Annotated in this window: 9 protein-coding genes and 1 pseudogene; 4 read left to right on the top strand and 6 right to left on the bottom strand. The window is 67.6% G+C overall.

The window, feature by feature from the left end; all coding sequences use genetic code 11:
- The first annotated feature begins 31 nt into the window (after positions 1-31).
- The gene (locus GPA27_RS19335) at positions 32-1,396 is read left to right on the top strand and encodes an MATE family efflux transporter (protein WP_373322784.1); all 1,365 of its coding nucleotides are present in this window, start codon (positions 32-34) and stop codon (positions 1,394-1,396) included.
- Between the two features lie 41 nt (positions 1,397-1,437).
- Here GPA27_RS19335 and GPA27_RS19330 read toward each other — a convergent pair whose 3' ends face one another.
- Both GPA27_RS19330 and GPA27_RS19325 read right to left on the bottom strand, forming a co-directional pair.
- Positions 1,438-3,249 carry a M61 family metallopeptidase gene (locus tag GPA27_RS19330; protein ID WP_169142122.1) on the bottom strand — a complete coding sequence of 604 codons (1,812 nt, stop codon included), beginning with the start codon at positions 3,247-3,249 and terminating at the stop codon, positions 1,438-1,440.
- Positions 3,250-3,599: 350 nt separating this feature from the next.
- Positions 3,600-7,439 (bottom strand): CHASE domain-containing hybrid sensor histidine kinase/response regulator family protein, encoded by a 3,840-nt coding sequence (locus GPA27_RS19325; RefSeq protein ID WP_169142121.1) that lies wholly within the window; start codon positions 7,437-7,439, stop codon positions 3,600-3,602.
- A gap of 157 nt (positions 7,440-7,596) precedes the next feature.
- Here GPA27_RS19325 and GPA27_RS19320 point away from each other — a divergent pair, with 157 nt between their 5' ends.
- A complete protein-coding gene (locus GPA27_RS19320; protein WP_169142120.1) occupies positions 7,597-10,776 on the top strand; it encodes an error-prone DNA polymerase in 3,180 nt (1,059 codons plus the stop codon).
- 32 nt (positions 10,777-10,808) lie between these two features.
- On the opposite strand, the gene GPA27_RS19315 is transcribed toward GPA27_RS19320, so the two are convergent.
- Entirely contained in the window at positions 10,809-12,230 is a 1,422-nt protein-coding gene (locus GPA27_RS19315; RefSeq protein WP_246261262.1) for a sensor domain-containing diguanylate cyclase, read from the bottom strand.
- Between the two features lie 47 nt (positions 12,231-12,277).
- Between GPA27_RS19315 and pabB the strand changes: the two genes are divergently transcribed.
- Entirely contained in the window at positions 12,278-14,062 is a 1,785-nt protein-coding gene (gene pabB / locus GPA27_RS19310; protein WP_169142119.1) for an aminodeoxychorismate synthase component I, read from the top strand.
- On the opposite strand, the gene GPA27_RS19305 is transcribed toward pabB, so the two are convergent.
- Positions 14,059-14,421 (bottom strand): hypothetical protein, encoded by a 363-nt coding sequence (locus GPA27_RS19305; RefSeq protein ID WP_169142118.1) that lies wholly within the window; start codon positions 14,419-14,421, stop codon positions 14,059-14,061. The genes pabB and GPA27_RS19305 overlap by 4 nt on opposite strands.
- A gap of 249 nt (positions 14,422-14,670) precedes the next feature.
- On the opposite strand from GPA27_RS19305, the gene GPA27_RS19300 reads away from it, so the two are divergent.
- Positions 14,671-15,942, top strand: coding sequence for a bifunctional O-acetylhomoserine aminocarboxypropyltransferase/cysteine synthase (locus tag GPA27_RS19300; protein WP_169142117.1), 1,272 nt, complete (start codon positions 14,671-14,673; stop codon positions 15,940-15,942).
- A 38-nt stretch (positions 15,943-15,980) separates the two neighbouring features.
- Here the strand turns inward: GPA27_RS19300 and GPA27_RS19295 are convergent.
- Both GPA27_RS19295 and GPA27_RS19290 read right to left on the bottom strand, forming a co-directional pair.
- Positions 15,981-16,283, bottom strand: a pseudogene (locus GPA27_RS19295) (4a-hydroxytetrahydrobiopterin dehydratase); the annotation flags it as partial.
- Between the two features lie 37 nt (positions 16,284-16,320).
- Positions 16,321-20,103, bottom strand: a complete 3,783-nt coding sequence (locus GPA27_RS19290; RefSeq protein WP_169142115.1) for a DUF748 domain-containing protein — start codon at positions 20,101-20,103, stop codon at positions 16,321-16,323.
- Positions 20,104-20,163: the final 60 nt, after the last annotated feature.

The following is a 20,163-nucleotide window of genomic DNA, read 5'->3' as shown; positions in this document are numbered from 1 at the left end:
TTCCTTGAGCGCCTCCGCCTCGTCGTCCGCCTTGTCGACCACCTCCTCGTCCGTCATTGCCCGCCAGCTGCTGCACCATGCGTGGCCGGTGCTGGTCGCGCAGATCCTGTCGATGAGCATGATGATCGCCGACACCGTGATCGTCGGGCGCTACGGCACCATCGACCTCGCCGCGGTCGCGGTCGGCAGCGGCGTGTACATTTCCATCGTGATGCTGGTGGTGGGCGTGCTGCAGGCCGTCGCGCCGACCGTCGCGCATCATTTCGGCGCCGGCCGCACCGAGCGGATCGGCCCCGCGCTGCAGCAGGGCTTCTGGCTCGCGCTGATGCTCGCCGTGCCCGGCATCGCGCTGATGGTCTTCCCCGGTTTCCTGCTGGAGCTGAGCAGCGTCCCGCCCGATGTCGACGCGAAAACCCGCGAGTACCTCCTCGCGACGGCCGCGGGCCTGCCCGCCGTGCTGCTGTACCGCACCTTCTATGCCTTCAACAACGCCGTCGGCAAGCCACGCGTGCTGATGGCGATCAGCTTCGTCGTCACCGCGACCCACGTCCCGCTCGCATGGGCGCTGGTGTATGGCCACCTGTGGCTGCCGCCGCTGGGCGTGCTCGGCTGCGGCGTCTCGACGGCGATCGTGAACTGGCTCGCCTTCGCCTGCGGCGCCACCTATCTCGCCCGCAATCCCGGCTACCGGCCGTATCGCCTCTTCTCGCACTGGCGCGGGCCGCAGGCCGCGGAAATCCTCGGGCTGCTGCGCCTGGGCATACCGATGGGCCTGTCGACCTTCATCGAGGTGTCCTCCTTCACGCTGATCGCGCTTTTCGCTGCCCGCCTGGGCGCCGAGTCCGTCGCCGGCCACCGCGTCGTCGCGAACATCGCCGCGTTGATCTACATGCTGCCGCTGGCGATGTCGATCGCCGTGCTGGTCCTCGTCGGCCAGGCCGCCGGCGCACGCGACTGGGCCCGGGCGCGCATGACGATACGGGTGGGCATGATCGTCACCGGCGCACTCGCGTCGCTCATCGGCATTGCGCTATGGATTGCGCGCGAGCCGCTCATCGCCCTGTTTTCGGAAGACGTCGCCGTGCGCGCAGTCGGCCTGATGCTGCTGATCTACGTCTGCCTCTACCAGCTGTTCGACTCGGTACAGACCGTCGCCGCACACGCCCTGCGCGGCTACAAGGTGACCTTCGTGCCGATGCTGATGCACGCGGTGTGCTTCTGGGGGGTGGGCCTCGCCGGCGGCTACTGGGCGAGCTTCCACGCGCCCTGGCGCACCGCGGGCCCGCATGTCGCCGGCTTCTGGGAGGCAGGCGTGATGTCGACAACGGTCGCCGCGGTGCTGTTCGGCTGGCTGCTGCGCGCCGTGATGCGGCGCCAGCAGGAGGGGGCAGCCTGAGGTCTGCCTGAGGTCCGCCCAAGATCCGCGCCGGCGGACGCTCAGCTTCCCAGCCAGCCCTCGCGCAGGGTGCGCATCGGCGCCGACACCCGCTTGCCGCTCGCGAGCTTCACTGTGTCGGCCGGCGGGGCCGCGAGACCGGCGGTGAACGTCATCAACTCGTCGCGGCGGAAGGCGTGGATCGTCACCTGCTCGCCCGGCCGGCGGCGCGCGAGTTGCCCGTCCAGCGAGGCGGCCGTCACCTTGAGGCCATCGACGGCAACGAGCACGTCCCCCGCCGAAAGCCCGCATTGCTGCGCCGGGCCGCCGTCGAACACGTTCGCGAGCTTCGCCTCGCCATTGCCGACTGCAAGCTTCAGACCCAGCGATCCTCCCTTCACTGCCGCCTCGGCACGGAATTCGATCCCGAACGGGCGGAGGATCTCGTCCAGCGGCAGGTCCTCGGTACCCTCGACCGCGTCCTTCAGCCAGCGCGACAGGCGCCGCCCCGCGCCCTTGAGGCCCGCTTCCGCGACCTCGCCGACCAGCGCGAACAGCCCGTCCTCCGCGACCCCTTCACCGGTCAGGCCGTGCCGCTGCCACAGCAGACGCATGACGTCGTCCAGGCTCTTGCGCCCCGCGCTCGCGGCACGCAACTGGAGGTCGAGCGCGAGCGCGATCAGGGCGCCTTTCGCGTAATAGCTGACGATTGCGTTCGGCGCGTTCTCGTCCTGCCGGTAGTACTTGATCCACGCATCGAAGGACGAGTCGGCGACACTCTGCTTCAGGCGGCCGCTGCCGCGCAGCACGTTGGACATCGTCTTTCCGAGCAGCGCGAGGTAGTCCTCCACGCCGATCACGCCCGAGCGCACCAGCGCAAGGTCGTCGTAGTAAGACGTGAAGCCCTCGAACGCCCACAGCAGGCGCGTGTAGTTCTCAGTGGCGAGGTCGTAGGGCGCGAACGCCACCGGCTTGATGCGCTTGACGTTCCACGTGTGGAAGTACTCGTGGCTGCACAGGCCGAGGAAAGTCCGGTAGCCGTCCGTGTGCTCGCGCATTCCGACGTAAGGCAGGTCGTTGCGGCTCGTCAGCAGCGCGGTCGAGGCGCGGTGCTCGAGGCCGCCGTAACCGTCACCGACCACCGTCGTGAGGAAGAGATAGCGATCGACCGGGGCGGGCGTGCCGAACAGTTCGACCTGCCACGTGCAGATGCGCGACAGATCGGCGCACAGGCGTTCGAGGTCGCAGTCGTGGCGCCCCGTGAGGACGACGTCGTGGGGCACGCCGGCGGCCTCGAAGCGCGCATGCGTGAAGCAGCCCATCTCGACCGGATGATCGACCAGTTCGTCGTAGTTCTCCGCGCGGTACAGGCCGAAGCCCATCGCCGGCGCCGCGAGCGGATCCCCTGCCGGACGCCGCAGCGTCGTCGCGACCTTCCATGTCTGCAGCGCCGGACCGTCGGGCGGCAGGATATCGACGTAGCAGGGCTCGTCGGTCTTGCCTTCCACTGCGAGGAACACGCTCGTGCCGTTGAAGAATCCGTGCGTGGCATCGAGATGGGCAGTGCGCACCGAGAGATCCCACGCGTACACCTCGTAGCTCAGCGTCAATACTCGCCCGGCCTCGACCGGCGCCGCGCGCCAGCTATGCTTGTCGAGCTTCTCCACCGCCACCGGCCGCCCGTTGCATTCCGCGCGCAGCGTGACGATGTTGCGGGCGAATTCGCGGATCATGTAGCTGCCGGGAATCCACGCGGGAAGGCGAAACACCTGCCCGGCCGGATCGGGGGCGGCGACGGTGCAGCTGACTTCGAAGACGTGGGCCTCCGGACGCGCAGGAGCGATGGCGTACGACACGCGGGGCTGGTGGGGCATCGGCAAATCCGCAGAACGAAGCAAACCGTCGATTCTAGCTGCAGCAGAGCGCATCGGACGACCCACAAGCACGTTGTGTCGATGCCTCATTTTTGCGCAGAAGCAACATTTCCTTACGCGTCAGTCCTCTGCGACGCATCCCCACAAGTTGTCCACAGGACTGCCCACGCCTGGTGGGGATAAGCGGGAACTTTCCCACAACGCGTGTTGCGAGAATGCCTCATTTTTGTGCAGACACAACATTTCCTTGTGCATCAGTACCCTGCAGCGCATCCCCACACGTTGTCCACAGGACTGCTCACGCCGCGTGGGGATAAACGGATCAGCCCAGGGAATGCACCGCGCCGGCATCAATCCGCGGTCGCGCACGCCTGATCGGAGAGCGGCCCGCACGCGGGAGGCGTCTGCGCGGCGGCGAAGAAGCTTCCGATCTCGGCGAGCGTCGCGTCCATCGCCTCGCGCAGGCGCTCCAACGCCCCGCGAGGCTCCGGACCTTCGCGAAAGGCCGTTTCGGCCGCGCCGGCCGCGCTCGCGAGGCGCAGCAGGCCCATCGCACCCGCCGCGCCGCGCAACTTGTGCGCGGCGCCCGCGGCCGTCGCTGCATCCCCGCTCTGCAGGAAAGCACCAAGCCTGGCGGGTTCCTCGCCGTAGGTATCGACGAAACGCTGCAGGTAGGTCGCATAGGTCGTCGCGTCGCGCCACAGCCTGAGGCCGAGCGCGACGTCGATCAGCGCCTCGCCCGCGCCGGCCGCAGCGGCGACGGACACGACCGGCGCCGCAGGCGCTGTGCGCTTCGCCGCGTACGCCTGCAATGCGGATATCAGGTCCTCGGCCGCGAACGGCTTGGACACAAAACCGCTCATCCCGGCCTGCAGGGCGGCCTCGTGCTGGTCGTGGAAGGCACCGGCGGACACCGCGATCACGGGCAGGGCCCGCAGGGCTTCCGATGCGCGGATGCGGCGCGTCGCTTCGTAGCCGTCCATGACCGGCATCTGCACATCCATCAGCACCGCATCGAAGTCCGCGGGCTGTCGTTCGAGCAGCGCAAGGGCCGCCTCGCCATGCTCCGCCTGCGCAACCTGCGCGCCCTCGCCCTCGAGGATCCCCTGCGCGACTTCGCGGTTGATATCGCTGTCGTCCACGACGAGCACCCGATATCCGGCAAGACGGCCCGACTGCGTCGGGGATGGCGCGCCGACCGCGCCGCCGCTCCTGTTCGCGACCAGTTCCGCCACCGCTTCGAGCAAGGTCGTACCCGTCACCGGCTTGGTCAGGACGCGGTCGGCGAAGTGGCTGTCCGGATGCCTGTGCAGCGCTTCCCGATCGGCCGCCGTCACCATCACGATGACCGGCTGCGCTTCGCTGCCGGTCATGACACGCATGGCGGCGGCCGTCGCCAGTCCGTCCATGCCCGGCATGCGCCAGTCGAGCAGCACGATGTCGAACGGCTGACCGGCGTCCAGGCGCGCCCGCGCAACCTCGATCGCCGCCGGGCCCGAATCGGCGAATTCAGCCGTCCACCCCAGCGCCATCACAATCGCCCCCAGGGTCTCGCGCGCCAGCGGATGGTCATCGACGATCAGCACCCGCTGCGGGAGAAGCGCGGGCGGTGGCGCGGCAGGCCGTTCGGCAAGCGCGAACGGCAGCTCGAAGAAAAACTCGCTACCCTGCCCCGGTTCGCTGCGCAAGCCAAGCTGCCCGCCCATCAGTCCGACGAGCTGCCGGCTGATCGCCAGACCGAGGCCGGTTCCGCCGAATCGCCGGCTCGTCGAGGTATCCGCCTGACTGAAGGGGGAGAAGATCTCTTCCTGTTTCTCGGGCGGGATACCGATCCCGGTATCCGACACGCTGAAGCGCAGGCGCAGGCGATCGCCGTCGCGGCCCGCCAGCGCGACACGCAGCATCACCTCGCCCCGCTCCGTAAACTTGATGGCATTGCTCGCGAGATTGGTCAGCACCTGCCGCAGGCGCAGCGCGTCGCCCATGAGGAAATCCGTACCGGGTGGCGGCGGAAAGACCGCGACCTCCACCGGTTTACCCTCGCACGCGTACGCCATCGTGCTCGCCAGCTCGTCGAGCACCTCTGCGAGGCGGAAGGGCTGATCCTCGATGTCGAGCCGATGCGCCTCGATCTTCGAGAAGTCCAGAATGTCGTTGAGGATACCCAGCAACGAACGGCCCGCCCGCTGGATCTTGCGTGCCAGCTCGCGCGCGGCCGGCGGCAGTTCGGCCCGTTCCAGCAGGTACGCCAGGCCGAGCACCGCGTTCATCGGGGTGCGGATCTCGTGGCTCATGTTCGCGAGGAACGCGCTCTTGGCGCGGCTCCCCGCCTCGGCGAGCTCCGACTGGCGGGTGAGTTCGAAGTTCAGCTCTTCCAGGCGGATCTGCGCCTCCTTCAATTCACTCACGTCCGCTACCACTGCGTACACGCCGCGAACGCGTCCATCGTCGTGATCGGGAACCAGATGCCACCACAGGTGCTTTACGCCTCCGCTCCGATCGTCGGCCAAGCTCGCCTCGAACTTCTGTGGCTGTCCCGCGAGCGCATCCTCGACGTACGGCCGGCTCGTCTCGTACAGGGAGCGTTCGAACACAAACTCCATCGGCGCATTGCTCACCGAAACGGCAGGCTTGCCGAGAAACTCCAGCAGCGCGCGGTTCGCGAAGCGGCATCGCAGCCTTTCGTCCCAATACGAGATCATCGTCGGAATGCTCCCGGTGACCGCACTCAGGAAACGCTCGCTTTGTCGCAGAGCCTCCTCGTTCTGCCGCTGCTCGGTCACATCCAGCGTGACGCTCACCACCCGCAGTGTTTCGCCCGTTGCACTCCGCTGTGCGCGTCCGAGCGAGCGTACGATGCGCTCCGTGCCGTCCGGGCGCTCGATACGGAAGCTGGCGTCGAAGGTCCCGCCCTTCAGTGCTCGATCGAATGCCACGCCGACTTCCCCACGGTCATTCTCGGATACGTGCGACAGCCAGTCCTCCACTCGCATCGGGAAATCGTCCGCGGATAGACCGTAGATGTCGCGGAGACGATCATCCCAGCTCAGGCGCCCGTCCTCGCAGCGGTATTCCGCCACCCCCATCCCGGCGGCTTCGGTCGCGAGCTGCAGCCGCTCGGCGATGCGCTGCTGGCGCGCGCCCTGCTCCACGAGCGCGGCGTGGCGTGCTTCCTCGGCACTCGCACCGATGCTGCGCTGCACATTCTGCAGATAGATGTAGGCAAGACTCGCGAGCAGGGCGGACAGCGCGAGGATGCCCGCCGCAGACCAGCGCGGATCCGGCAGGCTCAACGCCTTGTGGAAGGGCGCCAGCGCCCTGACCTCGACGAACCATTCGCGGCCGTACAGCTCCACCGGCAGCTTCCTGATCAGCCCTGCGACAGTCTCGTGATCGCTCCCCGGCGATGCGTAGAAGCGGAACGGCTGCTCTGCGTAGGCGGCGTCGTAGATCGACACCGCGAATTCGCCGCCGCGAAAGTCGAAATCCGCCAGCACCTCGTCGATGATCAGCGGCGCATAGACCCACCCCAGCAGCGCATTCCAGCGTTCTTCCGGCGTCGCAGGCTGGTATCCGCCACGGTAAACGGGCAGGAGCAAGAGGAAGGCGCGCTCGGGCTTGCCCATCGCCTGCAACAGCGTCAGCGGCGAGGTCAGCACGGGCCGCCCGGTACGAACCGCGGCCAACGCGGCCGTGCGGCGGTTCAGTTCGGATGCAATGTCGAGCCCGATCGATTCGCGGTTGTTCGCCTCCGGCTCGACATGCAGGATGACGAAGCGCTCGCCCACGTGCGGCGCGAACTGCATGACCCGGAAATCCGGCCTGCCGTCGCGGCGCACGGCGGCGACGAACTCTGCCTCGTCGGCAGGATCCACGCGGCGGATGAAACCGAAGCCGCGCGCACCCGGGAATTCCCTGTCGGCCTCGCGCGACTGCGTGTATTGCAGGAAGCGCTTCCGCGGTATCGATTCGCTGCCGGCCCCGATGATCGCGCCGCGCGCGCCCCTCAAGCCGTACTCGAAGGTCTGGAAACGCGCCACCAGAGCGGTGGTGGTCCGGGTGGCGAGCGCGTCGAAACGGGCGTTCGCGGTCTGCCGGTTCGTCTCCGCCATCTGACGGGCGACGCCCAAGGCAACGGCCAGGCCGATCAGGATGACCGTCAAGGGAAACACCAGGGTTCGCTTGCTCATCCGCTTACGGCTCCGTCCCTGCGCTGCACACCGAGTCTACGGCATGTTAGGCCAAACACATGACATTCGCACGACCAATCGTCATCCGCATCCGGCGCGGGCAGCGCATCGCGGCATGCAGGCGGGCAATCCGGCGCATGAAGTTTATACTGTATTTATGTACAGCCAATCAGTCCTTCCTGCCCCACCCGGCGAAGCGCAATACGCGGAACTCCACTGCCTGAGCAATTTCAGCTTCCAGCGCGGCGCCTCGCACCCCGAGGAGCTCGCCGCACAGGCGGCCGGACTGGGCTACACCGCGCTGGCGATCACCGACGAGTGCTCGCTCGCCGGCGTCGTGCGCGCACACCAGGAGATCCGGCGCCAGGCGCTGCCGCTGCACCTCATCATCGGCACCGAGATCCGCCTCGCCGACGGTCCCCGCATCGTCCTGCTCGCCACCGACCGCGCCGCGTACGGCCGGCTCTCGCGCCTCATCAGCCTCGGGCGGCGTGCCGCCGACAAGGGCGAATATCGCCTGACCCGCGCCGATCTCGAAGACGGCCTGCCGGGCTGTCTCGCCCTGCTCGTGCCGCCCGAGGGGACGCCCGACCATGCCGCCCTCGTTGCGGACGGCCGCTGGCTCGACGGGCGCTTTCCCGGCTCGGCCTGGCTCGCCGTCGAACTCGCCTGCGGACCGGACGATGCCGGACGGCTTGCGAGCCTGCTGGCAGCCGCCCGCGAAGCCGGCCTCCGTCCCGTCGCGGCCACGGGCGCGCTGCTGCACGAAGCCGCTCGACGGCCGCTTGCCGACGTGCTCGCCGCGATCCGTCTCCACTCCACCGTCGCCGAAGCCGGCTCCCGGCTCGCGGCGAACGCCGAACGCCGCCTGCACGAGCGCAGCACCCTCGCCCGCCGCTACCCGCCGGAACTGCTCGCGGAGACCCTGCGCATCGCCACGCGCTGCCGATTCCAGCTCGACGAACTGCGCTACGAATACCCCGCCGAGCTCGTCCCGGACGGCGAAACCCCGTCGGGCTGGCTGCGCCGTTTGGTCGAGGACGGCCTGCGCTGGCGTTATCGCCCGGACGGCGACGTTCCCCCGCGGGTACGAAAACAGATCGAACACGAACTCGCGCTGATCGCCGAACTCGGCTTCGAAGCCTATTTCCTCACCGTACACGACATTGTGCGCTTCGCCCGCAGCCGCGGGATCCTGTGCCAGGGGCGCGGCTCGGCGGCCAACTCGGTCGTGTGCTGGGCGCTCGGCATCACCGAAGTCGATCCCCGGCTCGGCATCATGCTGGTCGAGCGCTTCATCTCGAAGGAGCGCAACGAACCGCCCGACATCGACGTCGATTTCGAGCATGACCGGCGCGAGGAGGTCATCCAGTACCTGTACTCCAAGTACGGCCGCGAACGGGCCGCGCTCGCGGCCACGGTCATCCGCTACCGCGCACGCAGCGCCCTGCGCGACGTCGGCCGCGCCCTCGGCTTCCCGCCGGCGCAGATCGAGCGGCTCACGCGCGACCACTTCTGGTTCGACGGCCGCCGTATCCTGCCGGAACGCCTGCGCGATGCCGGCCTCGATCCCGACAGCCCGACCGTCCGGCGGCTCGCCGCCCTCACCGAGGAACTGATCGGCTTTCCGCGCCACCTCTCGCAGCATGTCGGCGGCTTCGTCATCGCCCGCGGCCGCCTCGACGAACTGGTGCCGATCGAGAACGCCGCGATGCCCGAACGCACGGTGATCCAGTGGGACAAGGACGACCTCGACACCCTCGGACTGCTCAAGGTCGACGTCCTCGCCCTCGGCATGCTCTCGGCCCTGCGCCGCGGCCTCGCGCTGATGTCCGCACGGCACGGGCGGGCGTTCACCCTCGCCGACATCCCGCGCGAAGTCGATGCCGTGTACGACATGCTGTCCGCGGCCGACTCCGTCGGCGTCTTCCAGGTCGAATCGCGCGCCCAGATGACCATGCTGCCGCGCCTCAGGCCCCGCCGCTTCTACGATCTCGTCGTCGAAGTCGCGATCGTGCGCCCCGGGCCGATCCAGGGCGGCATGGTCCATCCCTACCTCGAAGCGCGCACCCGCAAGGAACGCGGCGAGGAAATCGACTATCCGCGCCCGGAACGCCGCGATCCCGGTGCACCGCAGGACGACGGCGTGCGCCACGTGCTCGAGCGCACGCTGGGCGTGCCGATCTTCCAGGAACAGGTCATGCAGCTCGCCGTGGTCGCGGCCGGCTTCACCCCCGGCGATGCCGACCAGCTGCGCCGCGCGATGGGCGCCTGGCGCCGCCAGGGCGAGCTCGAGCGCTACCGCGCGCAACTGCTTGCCGGCATGGCCGATCGCGGCTACCGGGCAGAGTTCGCCGAACGCCTGTGCAACCAGATCGAAGGTTTCGGCAGCTACGGCTTTCCCGAATCGCACGCCGCAAGCTTCGCGCTGCTGGTGTATTTCTCCGCCTGGATCAAGCGCTTCGAACCCGCCGTGTTCCTCTGCGCGCTGCTCAACAGCCAGCCGATGGGGTTCTATTCCCCTTCACAGTTGATCCAGGATGCCCGCCGGCACGGCGTGACGGTACGCGGCACCGACGTGCGCGCCAGCGACTGGGACTGCACGCTCGAACCCGAGGACGGCACGGAGCTGCCCGCGGTGCGCCTGGGGCTGCGCATGATCAAGGGGTTCAACGCCGACGCCGCGGCACGGATCGCCGCGGCACACAGCATGCACCCCTTCGCCGGCGTGGACGATCTCGCGCTGCGCGCCGCGCTCGATGCCCGCGAACTCAGGCTGCTCGCCACCGCCGGCGCGCTGGCAGGGCTCGCCGGCCACCGCCGCCAGGCGCTCTGGCAGGCCGCGGGCGGCCAGCCGGAGGAAGGCGTGCTGCATGGCGCGCCGGTGCTGGAGAGCGCCGCGGCAATCGCGCCGCCGAGCGAAGCACAGGAACTGGTTGCCGACTACGCCCGGCTGGGTTTCACGCTCGGCCGCCATCCCCTCGCGCTGCTGCGCGAGCGGCTCAGCGCGATGCGCTTCCTCACCGCCGCGGAAATCTCCGCCTGCCCCGACCGCAAGCTCGCCCGGGCCGCCGGCATCGTGACCTGCCGCCAGCGGCCGGGCACCGCGAAGGGAACGCTGTTCATGACCATCGAGGACGAAACGGGGCTCGCCAACGTGATCGTCCGGCCCGAACTCATCGAACGCCAGCGCCGGGAACTGCTCGGCGCGCGCCTACTGGGAGTGTTCGGCCAGATCAGCCGCCAGGGCGATGTCACGCACCTGCTGGCGAGCCGCGTCGTCGATCATTCCGCGCTGCTCGGCGCGCTCGACGCACAAAGCCGCGACTTCCACTGACGGCGGCGCACGCTGCCGCGCACCGCCATACGTCACTGCACGTCGCCCGGCGGCTCCCTGCGCAGAAAATCCGTGACCGCCACCACGCAGTTGCGCCCCAGGCTCTTCGCCCGGTACAACGCCGCATCCGCCGCCGCCAGCAACTGCTCCAGCTCGTCGCCGGATTCGAAAGCCGCGAAGCCGATACTCACCGTGACACCGATGGGCGCGCCGTCCGCCCCCACGATCTCGATGGCCGCGATCTGCTGCCGCAAACGGTCCGCAAGTTCGCGCGCACCCTCCGGCAGCGTCCCCGGCAGCACGATCACGAACTCCTCGCCGCCATAGCGCCCGACGACGTCGATCTCGCGCACGCTCACGGCGCAGGTCTGCGCGACCATCCTGATCGCCTGGTCGCCGACGGCATGTCCGTGTTCGTCGTTGATTGTCTTGAAATAATCGATATCCACCATCAGCAGCGCCAAGGGCTGGCCGAATCGCTCGGCCCGCCGCCGCTCCTGCTCGGCGCGCTCGATCAGATGGCGGCGATTCGCGATGCCCGTCAGCGCGTCGACCTGCGCCAGCTGGCGCAGGCCGTCCTCGCGCCCCTTGCGCTCGGTAATGTCCTCGCGCACCGCGACGAAATGCGACACCCGGCCGAAACGGTCCCGCAGCGGCGAGATCGCCATGTTCTCCCAATATTCCTCACCGCTCTTCCGGCGGTTGCACACCTCGCCCCGCCATACGCGGCCCGACAGGATCGTCTGCCACAGGTCGGCATAGACCTCGCTGCGCGTATGCCCGGCGCCGAACATCGCGGGACTGCGACCGAGGATCTCCCTGCGCGAATACCCCGACGTCTTCAGGAAGGCCTCGTTCACGTATTCGATCCGGCCGCGATTGTTGGTGATCATGATCGCGGCCGGTGCGTGATCGACAGCCGCCTTGTAGGTTTCCAGCGCGTACTCGCTAACCGGGATCTCCACATGGCTGAAGTCCGGGATCTCGCCAGAGGACAAGTCGACGGGCCGCGGGAAGACCGTTCCCGGCTCATCCGAGCCGATGTGCGGCGACGCGCCGGCCGGGCGCAACAGGGGCCACACTGCCCACGCGACGACTACCGCGAGCAACACGATGGATAAGCCGAAAAAAGGAACAAAGATGTTCCCTCCCCCCGCGGCATCGCCGAAACCGTCGGCGGCGAACACTCCATCGAGCATCCAGAGCCCTACCGCCGTGAGCAACACGAACGCAGCCACCAGGAAGATCGTCAATGACTTGCGGGGGAAAGCCATCAGCCCTTGAAATCCGGAAAACGAGGAGAATCCGTGCGCATACCGCAATGATAGTAGATACGCCGCCAGCGATGCCAAATAAATTATTTCACGACATCGGACGGGGACTTTGACCCGCACCCGCTCCAGATGTGGGGCAACAACCGCCATGTGCGACCGGAAGCGCGGTTGCGCTAACATGCCCTCCCCCGCCCCGCTTCCCGACCTCCGCCGCAACCCGCGCAACAATGATCGACTCCGCACATGAATTCGCCCTGTTCGACGACAACCAGCACGGCCACGGCGACCTTCTGCTGTCCGAGCCGGAGGAGACCATCCGCTGCATGGGCGCAGGCGAGCTCGACAACACCTTCGACGCCATCGAGCGTGCTCGCCGGCGCGGGAAATGGGTGGCGGTTGCTGCCTGTTACGAACTGGGGCAAGCGCTCGAACCCCGCCTGCGCGGGTTGCTGCACGACGACGGCGCCCCGCTCCTGACGGCATGGGTGTACGGCCGGGCCGAACGGCTGTCCGCGGCCGAAACCGACGGGCGCATCGCCGCGACGCTGGCCCGGTGCGACGAGCACACACGACTTGGCGGGCTGATGGACCTGCAGCGCGAAATCGCGGAGGAAGACTACGGCCGCGCCGTCGAACGGATCCGCGCCTACATCGCCGCCGGCGACTGCTACCAGGTGAACTTCACCTTCGCGCTGCGCGGACGGCTCTACGGCTCCCCTCTGGCCTTTTACCGTGCCCTGCGCGCGGCGCAGCCGGTACGGCACGGGGCGCTGATCCAACATACCGACGGGGCAATACTCTCGCGCTCGCCCGAGCTGTTCGTGGAACGTCGCGGCGATCGCCTGAGCTGCCGTCCGATGAAGGGCACCGCGGCGCGTGACAGCGATCCCGCGGCACTCGCCTCGTCGGAGAAGAATCGCGCCGAGAACATCATGATCGTGGACCTGATCCGCAACGACCTGGGCCGTCTCGCACCCAGCGGCGGCGTGCGGGTCGAACGGCTGTGCGAGATCGAGCCCTATCCGAGTGTGTGGCAGATGACTTCGACGGTCGTTGCCGAACCGGTTACGGCGAGCCTCGTGGAGGTGTTCCGCGCGCTGTTTCCGTGCGGCTCGGTCACCGGCGCACCGAAGATCCGGGCGATGCAGATCATCCACGAACTCGAGGCCGCACCGCGCGGCATCTACTGCGGCGCGCTGGGATGGATCGCGCCCGACGGCGACTTCCGCTTCAGCGTGCCGATCCGCACGCTGGAGGTGGGGCGCGACGGCGATGCACAGCTCGGTCTGGGCAGCGGCATCGTCGCCGATTCCGAGCCGGCTGCCGAATGGGCCGAGTCACTGCTCAAGGGTCGTTTCCTGACCGATCTCCGGTCGGCCTTCGGCCTCATCGAAACGCTGCGCTGCGAGCCGGCTGCGGCCGAGCCCTATCCGCTGCTGGACCGTCACTTCGGACGACTCGTCCGATCCGCCGCGGCATTCGGTTTCGCGCTGGACATCGACGCGATCCGGCGCGCGCTGATCGACAAGGCGAAGGAGCTCAGCGGCCCGCAGCGCGTGCGCGTCGAGCTCGCCGCCGACGGCAGTTTCGCGCTATCGGCGGGCGCCCTCGGAGACGGCGCGGCGGCGACACCGACCGTCGTTATTTCGCAGCGCAGGATATCGAGCCGGGATCCCCTGCTGCACCACAAGACGACCGCGCGCGAGCTTTACGATGCGGAACTGAACGCCGCGATGGCGCACGGGCACTTCGACACGCTGTTCTTCAACGAACGCGACGAACTTGCGGAAGGAGCCCGCACCAATGTGTATCTGGATCTCGGCGGAGACTGCCTGCTCACCCCGCCGCTGCACTGCGGCGTGCTGGACGGGGTGTATCGGCGCAAGCTGCTCGACGAGGGGAAGGCACGCGAGCAATGCCTGACCCGGGCGGACCTGTCACGCGCCCGGGCAATCCTGTTGTCGAATGCGGCCCGCGGCCTGTTTCGCGTTGCGCTGGCGAGCGCGCCTTAATGGGTGGCGCAGCGCCGGTTTGCGCAGTTGCACGGCAGGAGCCGCTGCGCATCGTCGGTACACATGCAGTAGTGATTCCCCGTGCCGACGGCGGGCATGCCGGTCGGCTCGCCCGGCTCGAAGTCCTCGATGCGCATCAGCTTGAGGAAGTGCAGCGCAGCGCTCAGGCCGTGGAATACCGTCAGTTCGCCCGAGCCGGCGCACAGCCAGCGCCCGTCCATCGAAATCGCATAGCAGGTGCCGTCGCGCGGTCCGACCGCGTGCACCTTGATCTTGCATTGCTCCCGACGCCAGTCGGGGGCCACCGCAAGCTCCAGCCAGGTTGCGACCTTGCCCTGAATCGCCGTTGCAGCGTCCATTCCTCTCCCTCCTTTTTTTCAGTATCCATCCGGGATGTTACAGCCCGGTGAATCATTGTTTTCAACAGCGTTTCATATTAGCAATATCCAACATAGGCGTTCAACAGGGGGATTGCAACATATTCATACCGACTTGCCCGATTCGGGTATGGTCATAAGCATTTCAGAAATCCGTCTTTTTCAAGCCTCGCGCGCTGGCTATACTTTTCCGTCTGCAACCGAACCTCGCCAACCACCCGGGATGAACGCATGAAACTCGAAACGCTTGCCGTGCACGGCGGTTACACGCCCGATCCGACCACCAAGGCGGTGGCGGTACCGATCTACCAGACGACGTCCTACGCATTCGACGACACGCAGCACGGCGCGGACCTGTTCGACCTGAAGGTGCAGGGCAACATCTACACCCGCATCATGAACCCGACCCAGGATGTGCTGGAAAAGCGCGTCGCGGCGATGGAGGGAGGCATTGCGGCACTGGCGGTGGCCTCGGGCATGGCGGCGATCACCGCGTCGATCCAGACGATCGCCGAGGCCGGCGACAACATCGTCACCTCCAGCACCCTGTACGGCGGCACCTACAACCTATTCGCGCACACGCTGCCGCAGTACGGCATCGAGGTGCGTTTCGCCGACTACCGCGATCCCGACGCCTTCGAGCGCCTGATCGACGCCCGCACCAAGGCGGTGTTTTGCGAATCGGTCGGCAACCCGCTCGGCAACATCACCGACTTCGAGAAGCTCGCCGAAGTGGCCCATCGCCACGGTGTGCCGGTGATCGTCGACAACACCGTGCCCTCGCCCTACCTGTGCCGTCCGTTCGAGCATGGCGCCGACATCGTCGTGCATGCGCTGACCAAGTACCTCGGCGGCCACGGCAACTCGATCGGCGGCATCATCGTCGATTCGGGCAAGTTCCCGTGGGCCGAGCACAAGGAACGCTTCAAGCGCCTCAACGAACCGGACGTGTCGTATCACGGCGTCGTGTATACGGAGGCGCTGGGGCCGGCGGCCTACATCGCGCGTGCGCGCGTGGTGCCGCTGCGCAACATGGGCGCGGCGATCTCGCCGTTCAATGCCTTCCTCATCCTGCAGGGCATCGAGACCCTGGCGCTGCGCATGGACCGAATCTGCGAGAACGCGGTGAAGATCGCACGCCATCTCACCAATCACCCGAAGGTGAGCTGGGTGAACTACGCGGGCCTCGAAGAGCACAAGGACTACCCGCTGGTGCAGCGCTACATGGGCGGGCGCGCTTCGGGCATCCTGAATTTCGGCGTCAAGGGCGGCCGCGAGGGCGGCGGTCGCTTCCAGGACGCGCTGAAGCTGGTGACGCGCCTCGTGAACATCGGCGACTGCAAGTCGCTCGCCTGCCATCCGGCGTCGACGACGCACCGCCAGCTCTCGCCCGAGGAACTGGTGCGCGCTGGCGTGACCGAAGACATGATCCGCCTGTCGGTCGGCATCGAGCACGTCGATGACCTGATCGCGGACCTGGATCAGGCACTCGCCGCAGCCTGATCCCCGAACCGCCCCGGCCTCGGCCGGGGCATCGTTTTTCAGCTTCCCGCCATGACCTGGTCGATGAAGCGGGCGAGCGCGATGTCGCGATCGGTCAGCCCCCCGGCGTCGTGCGTCGACAGGGTGATGTCGACGCGGTTATACACGTTGAACCATTCCGGGTGATGGTCCATCTTTTCCGCCTTCAGGGCGACGCGCGCCATGAACGCGAAAGCGGCGTTGAAGTCCTTGAAGCGGACGCTGCGCGTGATCGCGTCGCGGCCGGGCACGAGCGCCCAGTCGGGCAGCGTAGCAAGCGCGGCAGCACGTTGGTCGTCAGCGAGTTTCGGAATCATGATCGTCTCCGGTTGTTGCGCACGTACGGGTGCCGCAGCCCCGTCACTTCAGCGAGAACATCGCGCGCCGTGAGGCGCCCTCCTCGCCCGCCTTGTCGCCGCCCGCCGCCTCGATCTTCGGGCTGAGCAGGAAGATCCGCTCGGCGGAAACCTTGCCGTCCTCGAGCAGCTTGTCCTTGACCACCTGGCCGCGCTGCAGGGCGAGCTGACGCAGCGCCTCGTGGTCCACGTTGGTGTTGGCGAGGATGAGCGCTTCCATTTCCTCCACGGGCAGATCCTTGAGCAGGCCGATCGCATTGCGCGGGCGCTTGAAGTCGGCGTCGCGATAGACATTCCTGAGCCAGGTGGCGTACTCCTCCTGCGTCAACGTCAGCTCGTCGAGCGACGGCGCCTCTTCGCCCTTGCGTACCATATCCTTGAGCTTCGCAGCCTTGACGCTGCGCTCCATCTGCACACGGCGGATGCCATCCGGATCGGTGGCGGGGTCGGCGTGGGCGGTGATTTCCAGCTTCAGGGCCGGCCGGTCGGCCAGGGCGCGCGCGAGCGTCGCGACCTTCTCGGTGGTTGCCGTATCGAGGCTGGCGCGACCGGGCGCGAATTCAAGATAGGACAGCTCCTCGCCGCCGCCAAACATCGAACCGAGCAGCGCGAACGGTGCCGTCAACGCCTTGCCGATAAGGTTGATGATGGCCTTGAAGACGATGCCGGCGACGCTGAATTCGGGGTCGTCGAGCGAGCCGCCGATGGGCATGTTGAGGTCGATCTCGCCGCGGCCGTTCTTCAGCAGCGACACCGCGAGCTGCACCGGCAGGTCGAGTGCCGTGGGACTGTCGACCTTGTCGCCGAAGGTGAGCTGGTCGAGGAAGACGCGGTTGGTCGCGGTGAGCTTGCGGTCCTCGATCTTGTAATGCAGATCGGCGGACAGCTTGCCCTTCTGGATGCCGTAGCCGACGTATTTGCCGGAATATGCGGAGATGGCGGTGAGTTCGAAATCCTTCACCGTTGCGGCGATGTCGAGATAGCGGTCCTGCCGGAAGGGGTTGAGCTGGCCGGTGACGGTGACGGGGGCGGCATTGTCGACCTTGCCGCGCAGGTCGAGCTTGGCGATGGTCGACGGGTCCGACGACAGCCCGACGAGCTCACCCTCCATGCCGGTGAGGTTGGCATCGTAGTTCGGGCGAATGAATCGGTCGCTGAACTCGATGTTGCCCTGCTTGATCGCGATCTTGCCGATGGAAATCGGCGGCGGCGGTTCGCTCGGCGGCGGGACCGTCGCTTCGGCCTTGCCGGATGCTGCAGGCCCCTGAGTGGTCGGCGCTTCGCCTGCTGCCGGCGCAGTGGCAGGCTGCGCGCCTTCGGGCGTATCGCGATGACGGATCTCGCGCAGGTTGAGCCGGCCCTGTTCGTCGAGGATCAGGCGGGTGTAGAAGTCGCTCAGCGAGATCTCGTTGACGGCGACTGCGAGCGGCGCGAGGCGGAAGTCGATGCCGGTGACGGCGAGTTTCTTCCAGCGCAGGAAGTCCGCGGCGTGGTTCTTGTCGATGGACGCGAAGTTATCGACCCCGACATCGCCGCGGAAGCTCGCCTTGAGGCTGCCGTCCCGCACCTGCTCGAACGCCAGCTTGCCGCGCGTGCCGAGGTTGCCGCGCGAGATGGCGATATTGAGCTGTTCGACGACATAGGGCTGCAGCGGGAGGAGGTCGACGGCCTTCAGGTCGAGGCTGAGGTCGCCCTTGAGCGGTTCCATGCCGACGACGCCCTTCACGCCGACGCTGCCGCGCTTATTGACGCGCGCGGCGAGGTCGAGCTTGGCCGTGGAGCCCTTCACCGTGCTGATGCCTTCCGCGCCGAGCTTGATCGCTTCGGCGAGCAGCACGATGGGCGTGCCCTGGGTGCGGTCCTCGAAGCGCGCCGACCAGTCGTCGAGCGCGAGCTTGTTCACGGTCACGGCCCAGGGCTTGGCCGCCCCGTCGTCGGCGGCCTGCGGTTTGCCGCCCTTTGCCGGCTTCGCGGTCCTGGCAGGCTTTGCCGCCGGTGCGGCCTTGTCCGGCCTGGCTTCGCCGAGGAGGCCGAGGACGTCGAGCCTGCCCTGTTTGTCCCTGACCGCCGCGAAGGCGGCACCGCTCGATTCGACGCTGCCGACGCTCACCGCGCGGTCGGCCGGCACGACCTTGACGTCACTTGCGGCGAAACGCGCGAGCTTCGCGACGGGCTGCTTCTGCCCCTTGAGCGCGAGCTCGAATTCGCGCAGCACGAGCGCCTCGGCGAGCAGGTCGATCTGCGGCTCGTCGCCGGCCATCTTCACCTTGTACTGCACGGTCGCGTCGGCGCGTCCGCCACGGACGTCGCCGCCCGGAAGCTGCGCACCGTAGTAAGGCAGGTAGCGCGAGACGAGGAAGTTCTCGGCGGCGACACGCCCCTCGACTTCGAGCGGGTTGAGACGAACGCGGTCGCGGTGGCTGCTCTTTTCTCCGGCGTCGGTGGTGAAGTCGAGGGCGAGTTCGGCGACCGCGTCCGGCGCGGTGCTGAGGTTGCGTGCCTCTAACTGCAGATCCTTGATCTCGGTGCGGAAAGGCTCGCCGCCGCTGTCGGGACCGCCCGCGGCGCGGTCTTCTACGTGGATCGTCGCGCCGGTGATCTTCGCGTTGTCGAGGGTGAACAGCAGCGGCTCGGGCGCAGCCGGTGCCGCCGCGGGGGGTGCGGGAGGTGCTGCATCCGGCGGGCTACCCGCCGCTTGGGCGCCCGTCTCAGGCGGGGCTGCGGCGGGTTTGTCCGCTGATGGCGGCGGCAGGATCTCCTGGAAATTCAGCCGCCCGTTGGCGAGGCGCACGACGTTCACGGTCGGCTGCCCGATTTCGAGGCGGTCGAGATGGAACTTGCGTGCGAGGGGCTGCACGTCGGCAAGGCCGAGCGAGAGCGTGGGGATGCCGAGCAGCGGGGCGCCATTCGCGTCCTGCAGCGTGATCGAGGCGAAATCGACCGAACCTTTCAGCACAACCTTCGGCGTTTCGTCGGCGGCTTGCGAAAAGGCGAGTTCGAGATCGGTCGATACGCGGCCTTCGGGCAAGCGGAATGCCGACTTGAATGGCAGGTAGGCGGTATAGGGCGTGAAGTCGAAGCCGTCGAGCTTGAGCTCGAGGATGGTGTCGCGGTCGTTCGCAAAGGGACGGGTGCGTCCGACGAGCTGCAGCGGACGCCCGTTGATGTGCGCGGAGACGACCGGCTCGATGAAGAGCTCGATCTTGACCGGCAGATTGGAGACGAAGGGCATGCCGATGGTGAGGTCGGTGACCTCGTTCTTGACCCCGACCAGCCGGTCCTCGACGTACACCGCGCCATCGACGAGCTGGATGTTGTTGAGCGAGAACAGCGCCGGCTCGTCATCCTCCGGTTTCGGACGCGCGGCGAGCAGCTCCAGCACGTCGCTCCAGTTGTGGCGGGTTTCGTCGAGACGCACGAAATTGACGCGCGGCGCCTCGAGGCGTATCTCGCGCAACACGGGGGCGCCGCGGAAGATCGACTCGCCTTCGAGGTTCGCATACAGCGAGCGGAACGAGAACGCGCCGGGCTGCCCGTCGGCCTCGGCGATGTCGAGACCCGTTGCGGTGACGGTGAGCGCGAACGGGTTGATGTCGATGTCCTGGATGGTGATCTGGCGCCCAAGCGCGTCGGATGCGATCTTCTGCCCGAAATGGCGCACCAGTGGAGGTGCCACCAGGAAGCCGAGCACGGCGATCACGAGGACGGCGCCAACCGCCCACTTCGCCAGACGCTTCAGGCGGGCAGGATCGAATCGCGAACTGCGTGCCTGTACCTCAACGGACATTCACTGCCTCCAAGAGAACTCCCCATGACCGGACCACCCGTTCGACCCATGACATCAATC

It is taken from the genome of Aromatoleum toluolicum (genome assembly GCF_012911005.2).
In the GTDB taxonomy this organism is placed as follows: Bacteria; Pseudomonadota; Gammaproteobacteria; order Burkholderiales; family Rhodocyclaceae; genus Aromatoleum; species Aromatoleum toluolicum.
This window is presented reverse-complemented; position numbering and strand designations above follow the sequence as displayed.